The organism is Pseudomonas sp. LFS044, from assembly GCF_047978245.1.
In the GTDB taxonomy this organism is placed as follows: domain Bacteria; phylum Pseudomonadota; class Gammaproteobacteria; order Pseudomonadales; family Pseudomonadaceae; genus Aquipseudomonas.
On record NZ_JBFPFX010000007.1, the window covers coordinates 23,093 to 36,153 of the forward strand.

Below are 13,061 nucleotides of genomic sequence, written 5' to 3' on the forward strand. Positions count from 1 at the left end.
TCTATTAGACTTCCCTGTTGTACTGATCAAGCGGCGAAAGGAGACGCTATGATTTTTCCCGACCTGGGTGGCCTGCCTTTGCACCGCGTACTGGTGCGTACCGTCACGGAATTTCTCGATGACGAGATGTCCACCTATGCCTCGGCGCTGGCCTACCAGATGCTGTTTTCGTTGTTCCCCTTCCTGCTCTTCCTCATAGCCCTGATCGGCTTCTTGCATTTGCCCGATTTCTTCTCGTGGCTGCGCCTGCAGTCAGAGCTGGTGCTACCGCCCCAGGCGCTGGAACAGGTGAACCCGGTAATTGACCAGTTGCAGCAGTCCAAAGGCGGGTTGCTGTCGGTGGGTATCGTCATCGCCCTGTGGACGGCTTCTGCGGGTGTGCGCCTGATGATGAGCGCAATGAACGCCGCCTACGACGTGCCTGAAGGGCGCCCTGTATGGAAGCGCATTCCACTGTCGATCTTCTACACCATTGGTATCGCCGGCATGTTGCTGGTGGCGGCTGCGTTGATGGTGCTGGGGCCGCAGGTGATGGAGTGGATCGCCGCGCAGATCGGCATGCAGGAGGTCATCGTCACGGTGTGGACCATCCTGCGTTGGCCGGCGATCATCATTCTGATGATGGTGGCGGTGGCGCTGATCTATTACGTGATGCCCGACGTAAAGCAGAAGTTTCGCTTCATTACGCCCGGCTCGGTGCTGGCCGTGGTGGTGTGGATCGTCGCCTCGCTGGGCTTCGCTTATTATGTGAAGACCTTCGCCGACTACAACGCCATGTATGGCAGTATCGGTGCGATCATCGTGCTGTTGCTGTACTTCTACATCTCCGCTGCCGTGCTGTTGCTAGGGGCGGAAATGAATGCAGTGATCGAACACATGTCAGCTGAAGGCAAGGACCCCGGTGAGAAGGATTTCGCGGGTGAAAAACCCAAGGAAACCATCACCGTGCTCGGCCATGAACACCCGGCCGAGCCGCAGACCACCGAGCCGAACCCGCGATGATTCGTGACATTTTAAAGATGGGCGACGAGCGCCTGCTGCGCATCGCCCCGCCAGTGCCCAAGCACTTGATTGGCAGTGCCGAACTGCAGCAGTTGATCGACGACATGTTCGAAACCATGCGCCATGTCGGCGGCGTCGGCCTGGCCGCGCCGCAGATCGGCATTGACCTGCAGCTGGTAATTTTCGGTTTCGAGCGCAGCGAGCGCTACCCGGATGCCGAGGCAGTGCCGCAGACCATCCTGCTCAACCCGGTGATCACCCCGCTGTCGACCGAGGTAGAGGACGGTTGGGAAGGCTGCCTGTCGGTACCGGGCCTGCGCGGTGTGGTGCCGCGTTACAAGCACATTCGTTATGAAGGGCTCGACCCGCAGGGCAACCCGATCGACCGGGTTGCCGATGGCTTCCACGCGCGGGTCGTGCAGCACGAGTGCGACCACCTGGTCGGGCGGCTGTACCCTTCGCGCATCCAGGATTTTGCCAAGTTCGGTTATACCGAGGTGCTGTTCCCAGGCTTGGACGCCAGCGACGACTGAACACGTGCCATGGCCATCAGGCGTTTGCTGCGCTGGTAGCGCACCAGGCGTGAGGCCAGAGCTTCGGGCAGGCTGCACGCAGGGGTAAAGCCCAGGCGGCGGTAAAAATACGCAAGGTCCGGGTGGCAGAACAGCCAGGTGCAGCCATCGGCCTGGGCCAATGCCGCTTCTACCAGCTGCGCGGCTACGCCCTGGTTGCGCCACTGTGGCGCTACCAGCAGGCCGGTGAGCCAGTGGCCATCGGCAACCGGGCTCAGGCTCAAACCGGCAATGATGGCGTCACTGCGTGCTACCCACAGCTCACCGTCACTGGCTGCGCGCATGCGCGAGCCGTGCTGTTTGTAAAAATGATTTAACAATCTTCGTTCGAAGTCGGTCAGTGGCGTGCAGAGTAGGGCGGTCATAGGTTTCCAGTCGCCGGCGGCTCTAGCCCAATGTTTTCAGGCCTTCAAACCGTTTCGCTTTGTCGCAGATTGTTGCAAAGGCTGCAAGGGTGAATGTCCGAGTTCGGGGTTCAACTATTGCAGGCCGGGAGTAGAATTTCACCTATCCCCCCTGGCAGTACGACGAAGCGGGATCGGTACTTCGTGTCATCTTCGCAGTTGATGACAACTTCTCCGCGCCATTGACGGCATATGAAGTCAATCGATCAGCTTGATTGCTTTAAAGGCCAAACATCCATGAAACCATTACTGATTCTTGCACTGGTCGGTGTGTCCTCGTTCGCCCTTGCCGATGAGGCCAGACCCGTCTCCAGCGAGCCTGTGGCCCAGCAGTACGACTACACCATGAACCTGGACATCAAACGGGTGATCAACCTGTCGACCATCCCCAATGTCTGCGAAGTGGTGCCTGCGACCATGACCTATGAAGACCATCAGGGCCAGGTGCACACCATTCAGTACCGCGCCATGGGCGAAGGTTGCCAGCAGGGTTGATAGCCCAACGTCAGCGGCTTCTTCGCGTCGAGCAGTCGCGAAGAAGCTGCTTTCGTCTTCCCCTTTCATTGCTCCAACAGCACCTGGTGTACGACCTCCAGGCCCCGTTTCAGTTGCGCCCGGCTAGCTGCCGCCGACAGGCTGATGCGCACGGCCTGCACCTGCGACGCGCCAATGGCGAACACGCTGGCCGGGACGACTTCCACACCCTGTTCGCGGCATTGCCTTACAACCTTCTCCGCACCATGCGGCGTGGCCAGCCACGCATGGGGGGAAGGCTGAGCCGTGTTCTGCAGCCGCTCGCCGAGCAGCCTGCGCGTCAGGCGCCAGCGCTCGGAAGTCTCCTTGCGCTGCCAGGCCAGTCGCCGCGCTGCCGTGCCGTCTTCGATCCACTGGCAGGCGACATGCAGGTTCAGCGGCGACACTGACCAGTGGCTGGCCTGGGCGTGTGGATCGACCTGCGCCAGTACCGGCGGGGTAGCCACCACCCACCCCAGGCGCAACCCTGCCGCCACTGTCTTGGACAGACTGCTGATATAAATCCCTTTATTGCCCAGCAGCGGGTACAGCGGCCGGCTGTCGCTGAGCGCGCCATACACATCATCTTCGATTACCAGCAAGCCCAGGCGTCGGACGACCTCGGCAATCGCCTCGCGGCGACCATCGTCCATGCAGGCGCCCGTGGGGTTGTGCAGGGTAGGTGTGGTGACCAGCACGCGGGCACCGCTGGCGCGCGCGACCCGGTCCAGGTCATCGGGCCGCAGGCCTTGGTTGTCCAGTGCCACGCCATGCACGGGCAGGCGCAGTTGCCGGCAGGCCGCCTTGATGCCTGGTGCGCTCAGGGCTTCGAGCATGACCGGCTCACCCGCCTGGCAGAACGACTGCAGCACCAGTGCCAGCGCCTGCTGGGCACCGCCACACAGCAGCAGCTCGTCCGCCGACAGGGTGAGGCCGCGGTTGGCCAACCAGTGCGCGCCGCGGATTCGCCCCAACAGCAACTGCTCGGGGCCCAGGTAATGATCGAGCAAGCCGCTATCGGGGCGTTGCAGCAGGCTGCGTAAACTGTCGTGCAAATCAAGATTGTGCGGGTCGGCCACCGGTACGTTGGTCGACAGGTCGATCAGCGGCTGTTGCCCATGGTGTTCCTTGATGCGGAACAGGGTGGCTTCCTTGCTGCCCGCCAGCACGTAGGTGCCGCGGCCCACTTCGCCAGCCACCAGGTGCCGAGCGGCAGCTTCGCGGTAGGCCTGCTGCGTGGTACTGGGGTTCAGGCCCAGTTTCCAGGCCAGCCGCCGTTGCGGTGGCAGGCGGTCACCGACCTTGAGCGTGCCGTTTTCGATGGCGTTGGCAATCGCATCGACCAGGGCCAGGTAGCGGGGTTGATCATCATCGACCAGCTGCGGGATCCACACGAAATTGCTACCCATGCAATATAAAGTTTTACCCATACAATGCCCGGCGCATAGGATCGGATCAACCACATACCGAAGAGGGATGATCGCCATGTTCGACCTTGCAGCCCTGCGCGAAGCCGCCGATTACGTTCACCAGCATGTACCCGCTACCCCACAGCACGCCTGGCCTTTGCTGGCCCAGCGGCTGGGCTGCCAGGTGTGGGTGAAGCACGAGAACCACGCGCCCACCGGCGCATTCAAGGTACGCGGCGGGTTGGTCTATGTGCGTTCGCTGCTGGCCGGTGGCGAGCCACCCCGCGGGCTGGTCACCGCGACCCGCGGCAATCATGGGCAGAGCATGGCCCTGGCCGCACGCCAGGCAGGTATCCTGTTGGTCATCGTCGTGCCCGAGGGCAACTCCAGGGAGAAAAACGCCGCCATGCGTGCACTCGGTGCCGAACTGGTAGAGCACGGTGTCGACTTTGACGTGGCCCGCGAGGAGGCGGCCCGCCTGGCAGACGAGCTGGGGTATGCCATGGTGCCGTCGTTCCACCCGGAACTGGTGCGTGGCGTGGCCACCTACGCCCTGGAACTGTTCGAAGCGGTGCGCGACCTGGACTGCGTGTACGTGCCGATCGGTATGGGATCGGGCATCTGCGGGCTGATCCAGGCCCGCAACCTGCTGGGGCTGAAGACCGAAATCGTGGGTGTGGTGTCCAGCGCGGCCGATGCCTATGCGCAAAGCTTCGAGCAGGGCCGCATCGTCACCACCGCCACCGCCGATACTTTCGCCGATGGCATGGCGTGCCGCGTGCCGCACCCGCAGGCTTTTGCGCTGGTGCGTGAGCATGCCGCGCGCATCGTACGGGTCACCGACAACGAAGTCGCCGAGGCCATGCGGGTGTATCACGAGGCGACGCACAACACTGCCGAAGGGGCGGGCGCTGCTGCGCTGGCAGCGCTGATGCAGGAGCGCGGGCGGCAAGCGGGCAAGCGGGTGGCTGTGGTGCTCAGTGGCGCGAATGTGGACAGGGCGCGTTATGCGCAGGTTCTGATGGGCGATGAAAAATCCTGAATGAATATCGAGGAATAAGTGCTATCTTAATTTGATAGCATTTTTCGATGAACACTCGATACCGAAAGATTCTCGACGCTATCTCCAGGTCGCCAACCACGTCGTCATTGGCTTTTTTCCGAGATTGAAGCACTGGTGCTTCATCTCGGAGGGCAAGTGCTGGAGCGGCAAGGCTCCAGGGTCAAGCTGGTGCTTGGGGACCAATGCTGGAGATGTCATCGCCCCCATCCAGGCAAGGAAGCCAGGCGGTATCAGATTGAAGAGGCCCGCGAATTCTTGCTGCGGGCAGGAGTCAGCCTATGAGTTGCATGCGCTACAAGGGCTATGCTGCCCGAATTGAATACGATGAGCGTGACGATATTTTTGTCGGCCGCGTGCTTGGCATGCGTGACATCATCAGTTTTCACGCAAGTTCCGTCCCCGAACTGCACGAAGCCTTCAGCGAAGCGCTTGAAGACTACCTTGCCGATTGCGCAGAGCAGGGCATCACTCCCGAAAAGCCGGCGTCGGGCAAGGTCATGCTGCGTATCCGGCCTGAAGTCCACGCTGCTGCCAGCATTGCAGCCCGAGCTGCCGGCAAGAGCTTGAACCAGTGGGCGGATGAGGTGTTCGAGCAGGCGGCTTTCGCCTGACCGAACACTTCTTCTTCCAATCCCGCATTTACTCGTGGCAGGCTCTACGGCGCTTAATTGGCCGGTCATCGAGTACTCAATGCCTTTCTCCAACGGTTTTCTCCTCAGCCTGTCCCTGTGCCTCGATATCGGCATTGCCAATATCGCCATGATCACCCTCGCCATGCAGCGCGGCTTTATGCAAGGCTTCTGGCTTGGCCTGGGCACGTGTGTCGGCGACCTGGTCTACGCTATCGCGGCGCTGGCCGGCATGACCGTGCTGCTGCAGTTCGAAAGCGTGCGCTGGGCGTTATGGCTGGGCGGCTCGGCGCTGCTGGTGTGGTTCGCGCTGAAGATGCTGCTGGCAGCTTGGCGTGGCGGGCACATGGAAGCGCGAAGTGAGGTGGTGGTGGAATCGGCCTGGCGCGAATTCTTGCGCGGCATCTTCCTGGCCATGTCGTCACCCACCGCCATTTTGTGGTTCGCCGCTGTCGGCGGTGTACTGATTTCCCGCTCGGGCGGTGGCAGCCTGCTCGATGCCGGGTTGTTCCTGAGCGGCTTTTTCGTCGCCGGCCTGGTCTGGTGCATGAGCATTTGCGGCATTGCCAGCCATGGCGGGCGCTTGCTTGGGGACCGCCTGCTGACCTGGTCGTACCTGCTGTCGGCCGCGATTTTCTGCTATTTCGCGGTGTATGTGATCGTTTCGGGCTACCGTGAATTCATTCTCGCCACCCCAGCCATCCCGTGAGGCAATGCAAATGACGCTGCAACCCATACCCCCTGCGCGTTATGAGGAAGGGCGCTTGCTGGCCCTGGCCGGTTTCGCCGACCGCTTCGGCATGAGTGACCTGAGCGGGCTGCCGCTGTTGTGGCAACGCTTCGCGCCACAGATCGGCCAGGTGCCCGGGCAACACGGGCGGGACAGCTACGGCGTTTGCTACAACCCTGACCAGCAGGGTGGCTTCGACTATCTTGCAGGTGTCGAGGTGAGCACTGCCGGGCCTTTGCCTGAAGGCTTCAGCACGCTGACGCTGGCGCCGCAGCATTACGCGGTGTTCGAGCATCGCGGTAGCCTGCAAGGCCTCAAGGCTACATTCGACGGCATCTTCCTGTGGTTGGCACAATCGGGCGAGCAGCAGGCAGATGCAGCGCTGTTCGAGCGCTATCCTGCGGCCTTTGATCCCGCAGACCCCGAGGCGGTGATGGAAATCTGGGTGCCGCTGCAGCGCAAATAATTGCCTGGGCCTGTCGATTTCCCCGGCTACCGTTCGACCAAGAGATGAAGGCACAGGGCAACCCCGTGCCCACCTGCTCATGACCGACCGGAGGAACACCCGATGAACGCTGCAGCCGAAAGCGAAATCCGCCAACTCATCGACCGCTGGATGCAAGCCGTGCGCGACCGCGACATCCCGGCCATCGTCGCGCCTTATGCCGACGATATCGTCGCCTTCGACGCCATCAAGGAACTCCAGTTCAAGGGCAAGGCTGTGTACCAGGCGCATTGGGAAATGTGCATGAACATGTGCAGCGGCCCGATGATCTTCGAACAGGCCGAACTCACGGTGCACGCCGATGGCGACCTGGGCCTGGCCCACTGGCTCAACCGTTGCGGCCCGTCGGACGACGAGAGCCAGTGCGGTTTCATGCGCGCCACCGTGGCCTATCGCAGGTCAGGCGGCCGGTGGCAGGTGATCCACGAGCACTGGTCGGCGCCGTTCGACATGGAAACCCAGAAAGCACTGTTCGATCTCAAGCCCTGATCGGCTATCGCCAAACGCACTTTGCCAACGCCGTGGAGACGACCATGAAATACCTCTGCCTGGTCTATTGTGACGAAGGGCTGTTGCACAGCCTGCCCGACAGCCCTGAAGACGCCGAATGCATGGCCTACGCCGAAGCGCTGCAGGGTGCCGGGCGCATGCTCGCCGCCGAGGCGCTCAAACCGGTGCAGACCGCTACCACGGTGCGTGTACGCGGTGGCCACATGAGCCTGACCGATGGCCCGTTCGCCGAAACCAAGGAGCAATTGGCGGGCTTTTACCTGGTCGATGCCCGCGACCTCAATGAGGCGCTGAACATCGCCAAGGGTATCCCCGCCGCACGGGTCGGCAGCGTTGAAGTACGGCCGGTGCGCGAACTGCAACCCTGACTGCAACGGAGAACAACAACAATGAGCCTTGCCCAACCTGCGCAAGCGCAGCACGAGTTGTCTATCAGCCGCCTGATCGACGCCCCGCCCGCCAAGGTGTTCCGCGCCTGGACAGAGCCCGAGTGGCTGATGCAATGGTGGGGGCCGCATGGCATGACCACCCCGGAATGCGAAATGCAACTGTGGGTCGGCGGCCTGTTTCGTACCCTGATGCGTGCGCCCGACGGTACCGAGTACCCAACCCAGGGCGTGTTCCTGGAGATCGCCGCGCCGCGCCGGTTGGTGTTCACCGACGCCTTCGGGCCCGGCTGGGTACCTTCGGCCAAGGCCTTCATGACCGCGGTGGTGACCTTCGACGAGGAGCAGGGCAAGACCCGCTACACCGCCCGCGCCTGGCACTGGAGCGCCGCCGATAGCCGGGCCCATGAGGAAATGGGCTTTCACCAGGGCTGGGGAGAGAGCCTTGACCGCTTGGTGGAGGTGGTGACCCAGCGGATGCCGGACTGATGACGACGCTGGAGCAGGTGCGCGCCGAGGTCGAGGCGGTGTACCGCCGTGATTCGCGGCGCATCCTGGCTACGCTGATCCGCCTGCTGGGGGATTTCGACCTGGCTGAGGAGGCCATGCACGATGCCTTCTTCATCGCTGTGGAGCGTTGGCAGCGTGAAGGCATCCCCGACAAACCACGCGCCTGGCTGGTGTCGACCGGCCGTTTCAAGGCCATTGACGCGTTGCGCCGGCGTGCGCGTTTCAACCGCTCGCAGGCGGACCTGATCATGCTCATCGAAGGCCAGGGGCAAGACCCCAGTGAAGAAGAACTGCTTGCCGATGACCGCCTGCGGCTGATCTTCACCTGCTGCCACCCGGCATTGGCGGCGGATGCCCAGGTGCCGCTGACCCTGCGCGAAGTCTGTGACCTGACCACCGAGCAGATCGCCCGTGCTTTTCTGCAGAGCCCAGCGACCATCGCGCAGCGCATCGTCCGCGCCAAGGCGAAGATCCGCGATGCGCGTATCCCCTATCAGGTACCGGAGCTGCATGAGTTGCCTGAACGGCTGGACAGCGTACTGCGGGTCATCTACCTGGTGTTCAACGAAGGGTATTCGGCGTCTGCGGGCGAGGCGTTGTTGCAACAGGCATTGAGTGATGAGGCGATCCGCCTGGGTCGCTTGCTGGTGCAATTGTTGCCAGACCCGGAAGCCGTCGGCTTGTTGGCATTGATGCTGTTGCAGGCCTCGCGCCAGCATGCCCGCAGCGATGTCGAAGGCAACCTGGTGCTGCTCGACCAGCAGGATCGCAGCCTGTGGGACCGTGGGCAGATCAGCGAGGGCTGCGAGCTGGTGCGACTGGCGTTGGGCAGTCGGGCGTTTGGTGCTTACACGTTGCAGGCAGCGATCGCGGCGGTGCATGCCGAGGCGGCCACGGCAGAGGATACGGACTGGGCTGAAATCGTCGGGCTGTACGATGTGCTGCAGCGGCACTGGCCGTCGGCGGTGGTGGCATTGAATCGAGCGGTGGCGCTGGCCAGGCGGGATGGGGCGCAGGCGGGGCTGGCGGAGGTTGAGGCGATTCTGGCAGCGGGCGAGTTGCGTGACTATCACTTGGCGCACGCGGCGCGGGCAGAGCTGCATCAGCAGTTGGGGAATCTCGAAGAGGCGCGCAAGGCTTGGCAGCAGGCATTGGCGCTGACCCAACAAGCGCCGGAGCGGCGGCATATAGAAAAACGCATACAGGCTTTGGAATAAGTCGCTAGTGCTGGCCCTGTCGCCGGCAAGCCAGCTCCCACAGGTACCCCACTGCTCTGAAGGTGGGTGGGATACCTGTGGGAGCTGGCTTGCCGGCGACAGGGCCAGTGCTGGCGGAAGCGTCAGCTGGCCACGAAGTTCGGCGGCGACACCAGCTCGACGGTCTGCTGCTTGCGCGGTGCCAGGATCTCGGCTTCACCCTCGACCACCAGCTCATCGTTCTGGTTGTACACATTGGTGGCGATGCGCACCTTGAACTTGGGCAGTTTCTCGAGGATTTCCAGGCGCACGGTCAGCGTGTCGCCGATTTTTACCGGCTTCTGGAAGCTCATCTTCTGGCCCAGGTAGATGGTGCCAGGGCCAGGCAGGGTGCAGGCGACTGCAGCGCTGATCAGCGCGCCGCTGAACATGCCATGGGCGATGCGCTCGCGGAACATGCTCTTGGCGGCGAATTCGGCATCCAGGTGCACCGGGTTGTGGTCACCGGACATCGCGGCGAACAACTGGATGTCGCGCTCTTCAACAGACTTTTCGTAACTGGCTTTCTGGCCGACTTCGAGGGCTTCGTAAGGTGTGTTGGTGACCTGGGTCATTGGCGTTTCCTTGATGGGCGGACAAGGCCGATATCATTCACTGCGGGCAGGGCGGCCAAGGGTCAGCGCCTGCTCCAGCCACGCGAGAATATCGGCGGTGACCTCGTCCCGATTGAGTTCGTTGAGCACTTCGTGCCGCGCCTCAGGATAGACGCGCAGCTGTACATGTCGATTGCCGGTCGCGCGCAGGGCGTCGGCCAGATGGGTGAGACGCTTGCCGGCACTCACCGGATCACATTCGCCGCCAATTACCAGCAAAGGCAGGTTCGGATCGATCTGCGCCAGGTTCCTTTTCTGGCTGATCTGCGCCAGGCCATGAAGCAGGTCGAGCCACAGCTGGTTGCTGCAGCGAAAGCCGCACAATGGGTCGCTGACGTACTTGTCCACCTCCGCGGGGTTGCGGCTGAGCCAGTCGAAGGCGGTGCGGTTGGGTGTGAACGCCTTGTTGAACGAGCCGAACGACAGCCATTCGATCAGCGCGCTTTTGCCCTGTGGGCCTTGGCGCCAGGCTTCCAGCCGGGCAACCAGGCGTGCCGTGCGGTAAAGCGCCGCGGGCTGGAAGTTGGAGCCGCTGAGGATCGCGCCGTGCAGGCTGGCGCTGTGGTGCATCAGGTAGGCTTGGGCGATGTAGCTGCCCATGCTGTGGCCGAACAGAAACAACGGCGTGCCGGGGTACTGCTGGCCGATGTGCTGGGCCAGCACGCCGAGGTCATTGACCACGGCATTCCAGCCATGTTGCCGGGCGAACAGGCCGAGGCTGCCCAGTTCTGCGGTGCGGCCGTGGCCGCGCAGGTCTGGGGCCAGCAGGGCGTAGCCAGCAGCGCTCAGGGCCTGGCCCAGGTGCTGGTAGCGCCCTGCATGTTCGGCCATGCCGTGCGCCAGCAGCACCACGGCCTTGACCGGCGTGGCCGGCAACCATTGGTGCACATACAGGCTGCAGTGCTCGCTGGCGGGCAGCCAGAAGGCGTCGTGTGGCATGGCGGATCCTTTGCTCTCAGGGCTATGCGCTCAGTGTATGCACATGCGCCCGGATTGCAGGAAGGGCACAAATAAGATTCACAATGTTAATGGCGGCACTTGGCGTATATGCCACCTGGGGCTTACCTGCTAACGTCGGTGCAACGCCTTTTTGCCATCAGGCAAAGGGATTACAGGCTCAGAGCGGGTTCAGGCAGAGGAACAATAATAAATGCAAGCCGACTTCTGGAATGACAAACGCCCGGCGGGCGTACCTTCCACCATCGACATTCATGCGTACACCTCGGTTGTCGAGGTATTCGAGCGCTCCTGCAAGCGCTTCGCCGATCGCCCGGCGTTCAGCAACCTGGGCAAGACCCTGACCTACGCCGAGCTCGACCGCCTTTCCGCAGCCTTTGCTGCCTGGCTGCAACAGCATACCGGCCTGGTGCCGGGCGACCGCATTGCCGTGCAGATGCCCAACGTGCTGCAGTACCCGATTGCCGTGTTCGGCGCCTTGCGTGCCGGCCTGATCGTGGTCAACACCAACCCGCTGTATACCGAGCGCGAGATGCGCCACCAGTTCAAGGATTCAGGTGCCCGTGCCCTGGTGTACCTGAACATGTTCGGCAAGCGCGTGCAGGAGGTGCTGCCCGATACCGGCATCGAGTACCTGATCGAGGCGAAGATGGGCGACCTGCTGCCTACCGCCAAGGGCTGGCTGATCAACACCGTGGTCGACAAGGTGAAAAAGATGGTGCCGGCCTATCACCTGCCGCAGGCCATCGCGTTCAAGCAGGTACTGCGCGACGGCCGGGCGTTGAGCCACAAGCCGGTCGCGCTCAGCCTCGACGACATCGCCGTGCTGCAGTACACCGGCGGCACCACGGGCCTGGCCAAGGGCGCCATGCTGACCCACGGCAACCTGGTGGCCAACATGCTGCAGGTGCTGGCGTGCTTCTCGCAGCATGGCCCGGACGGCCAGAAGCTGATCAAGGAAGGCCAGGAGGTCATGATCGCGCCGCTGCCGCTGTACCACATCTATGCCTTCACCGCGAACTGCATGTGCATGATGGTCACGGGCAACCACAACGTGCTGATCACCAACCCGCGCGATATTCCGGCCTTCATCAAGGAGCTGGGCAAGTGGCGGTTCTCGGCGTTGCTGGGGTTGAACACGCTGTTCGTGGCGCTGATGGATCACCCGGGCTTCCGCCAGCTGGACTTCTCTGCGCTCAAGGTCACCAACTCTGGCGGTACGGCACTGGTCAAGGCCACCGCCGAACGCTGGGAAAGCCTCACGGGTTGCCGCATCGTCGAAGGTTACGGGCTGACCGAAACCTCGCCGGTCGCCAGCACCAACCCTTACGGCCAGTTGGCGCGGCTTGGCACGGTGGGCATACCGGTCGCCGATACCGCATTCAAGGTCATCGACGATGACGGCAACGAGCTGCCGCTGGGCGAGCGGGGCGAGCTGTGCATCAAAGGGCCGCAGGTGATGAAGGGCTACTGGCAGCAACCCGAAGCCACCGCCCAGTGCCTGGATGCGCAGGGCTGGTTCAAGACCGGTGATATTGCCGTGATCGACCCTGACGGCTTCACCCGTATCGTCGACCGCAAGAAGGACATGATCATCGTCTCGGGTTTCAACGTGTACCCCAACGAAATCGAAGACGTGATCATGGGGCACCCGCAGGTGGCCAACTGCGCTGCCATCGGCGTGCCGGACGAGCGTTCGGGCGAGGCGGTGAAGTTGTTCGTGGTAGCGCGCGAGGGCGGGCTGAGCGTCGATGAGCTCAAGGCTTACTGCAAGGCCAATTTCACCGGCTACAAGGTGCCCAAGCACATCGTGCTGCGCGAGTCGTTGCCGATGACGCCGGTGGGCAAGATCCTGCGGCGCGAGTTGCGCGATATCGCGTAAGGCGGCCCCACGCTTCACGCTGCGAGTAAAGTGGCGCGCGTCGCTCTAACTCGCAGCTTGCAGCTCGAATTCCGTAGCTTTAAGTTAAATACTCTAAAAATGACCTGTATTGTTCATTGAGTCATTTTTATGACCGCAAG

At 62.5% G+C, this 13,061-nt stretch carries 16 protein-coding genes; 12 read left to right on the forward strand and 4 right to left on the reverse strand.

Annotated elements, in window-relative coordinates:
• Positions 1-48: 48 nt before the first annotated feature.
• Entirely contained in the window at positions 49-1,002 is a 954-nt protein-coding gene (locus ACNQPL_RS07590) for a YihY/virulence factor BrkB family protein (protein WP_346611621.1), read from the forward strand.
• The gene (gene def / locus ACNQPL_RS07595; RefSeq protein WP_416466353.1) at positions 999-1,535 is read left to right on the forward strand and encodes a peptide deformylase; all 537 of its coding nucleotides are present in this window, start codon (positions 999-1,001) and stop codon (positions 1,533-1,535) included. The genes ACNQPL_RS07590 and def overlap by 4 nt, the downstream gene beginning before the upstream one ends.
• Here the strand turns inward: def and ACNQPL_RS07600 are convergent.
• Positions 1,490-1,939, reverse strand: a complete 450-nt coding sequence (locus ACNQPL_RS07600; protein ID WP_416466354.1) for a GNAT family N-acetyltransferase — start codon at positions 1,937-1,939, stop codon at positions 1,490-1,492. The two genes, def and ACNQPL_RS07600, sit on opposite strands and share 46 nt — an antisense overlap.
• Positions 1,940-2,215: 276 nt before the next feature.
• Between ACNQPL_RS07600 and ACNQPL_RS07605 the strand changes: the two genes are divergently transcribed.
• Positions 2,216-2,473 carry a DUF2790 domain-containing protein gene (locus ACNQPL_RS07605; RefSeq protein WP_346611618.1) on the forward strand — a complete coding sequence of 86 codons (258 nt, stop codon included), beginning with the start codon at positions 2,216-2,218 and terminating at the stop codon, positions 2,471-2,473.
• 65 nt (positions 2,474-2,538) lie between these two features.
• Here the strand turns inward: ACNQPL_RS07605 and ACNQPL_RS07610 are convergent, their stop codons facing one another.
• Positions 2,539-3,900 (reverse strand): PLP-dependent aminotransferase family protein, encoded by a 1,362-nt coding sequence (locus tag ACNQPL_RS07610; protein WP_416466356.1) that lies wholly within the window; start codon positions 3,898-3,900, stop codon positions 2,539-2,541.
• A gap of 76 nt (positions 3,901-3,976) precedes the next feature.
• Here ACNQPL_RS07610 and ACNQPL_RS07615 point away from each other — a divergent pair, with 76 nt between their 5' ends.
• From ACNQPL_RS07615 to ACNQPL_RS07650, 8 genes are all read left to right on the forward strand, one after another.
• Positions 3,977-4,942, forward strand: coding sequence for a threonine dehydratase (locus ACNQPL_RS07615; protein WP_416466357.1), 966 nt, complete (start codon positions 3,977-3,979; stop codon positions 4,940-4,942).
• A 299-nt stretch (positions 4,943-5,241) separates the two neighbouring features.
• Entirely contained in the window at positions 5,242-5,574 is a 333-nt protein-coding gene (locus ACNQPL_RS07620) for a type II toxin-antitoxin system HicB family antitoxin (protein ID WP_387531466.1), read from the forward strand.
• A 79-nt stretch (positions 5,575-5,653) separates the two neighbouring features.
• Positions 5,654-6,301: a LysE family translocator gene (locus ACNQPL_RS07625; RefSeq protein ID WP_346611614.1), complete on the forward strand. Its 648-nt coding sequence runs from the start codon at positions 5,654-5,656 to the stop codon at positions 6,299-6,301.
• Positions 6,302-6,311: 10 nt separating this feature from the next.
• Entirely contained in the window at positions 6,312-6,788 is a 477-nt protein-coding gene (locus tag ACNQPL_RS07630; RefSeq protein WP_416466358.1) for a GyrI-like domain-containing protein, read from the forward strand.
• 102 nt (positions 6,789-6,890) lie between these two features.
• Positions 6,891-7,316, forward strand: coding sequence for a YybH family protein (locus ACNQPL_RS07635; protein ID WP_416466359.1), 426 nt, complete (start codon positions 6,891-6,893; stop codon positions 7,314-7,316).
• Between the two features lie 44 nt (positions 7,317-7,360).
• A complete protein-coding gene (locus ACNQPL_RS07640; RefSeq protein WP_387531475.1) occupies positions 7,361-7,705 on the forward strand; it encodes a YciI family protein in 345 nt (114 codons plus the stop codon).
• A 21-nt stretch (positions 7,706-7,726) separates the two neighbouring features.
• Positions 7,727-8,212 (forward strand): SRPBCC family protein, encoded by a 486-nt coding sequence (locus ACNQPL_RS07645; protein WP_346611610.1) that lies wholly within the window; start codon positions 7,727-7,729, stop codon positions 8,210-8,212.
• Complete coding sequence (locus tag ACNQPL_RS07650; RefSeq protein WP_416466360.1) at positions 8,212-9,450, forward strand: RNA polymerase sigma factor; 1,239 nt, start codon at positions 8,212-8,214, stop codon at positions 9,448-9,450. Before ACNQPL_RS07645 ends, ACNQPL_RS07650 begins: the two co-directional genes overlap by 1 nt.
• Before the next feature lie 122 nt (positions 9,451-9,572).
• Here the strand turns inward: ACNQPL_RS07650 and ACNQPL_RS07655 are convergent, their stop codons facing one another.
• Positions 9,573-10,043: a MaoC family dehydratase gene (locus tag ACNQPL_RS07655; protein ID WP_012315672.1), complete on the reverse strand. Its 471-nt coding sequence runs from the start codon at positions 10,041-10,043 to the stop codon at positions 9,573-9,575.
• Positions 10,044-10,076: 33 nt separating this feature from the next.
• A complete protein-coding gene (locus ACNQPL_RS07660) occupies positions 10,077-11,021 on the reverse strand; it encodes a lysophospholipase (RefSeq protein WP_416466361.1) in 945 nt (314 codons plus the stop codon).
• Positions 11,022-11,232: 211 nt separating this feature from the next.
• Here ACNQPL_RS07660 and fadD2 point away from each other — a divergent pair, with 211 nt between their 5' ends.
• The gene (gene fadD2 / locus ACNQPL_RS07665) at positions 11,233-12,921 is read left to right on the forward strand and encodes a long-chain-fatty-acid--CoA ligase FadD2 (protein ID WP_346611607.1); all 1,689 of its coding nucleotides are present in this window, start codon (positions 11,233-11,235) and stop codon (positions 12,919-12,921) included.
• Positions 12,922-13,061: the final 140 nt, after the last annotated feature.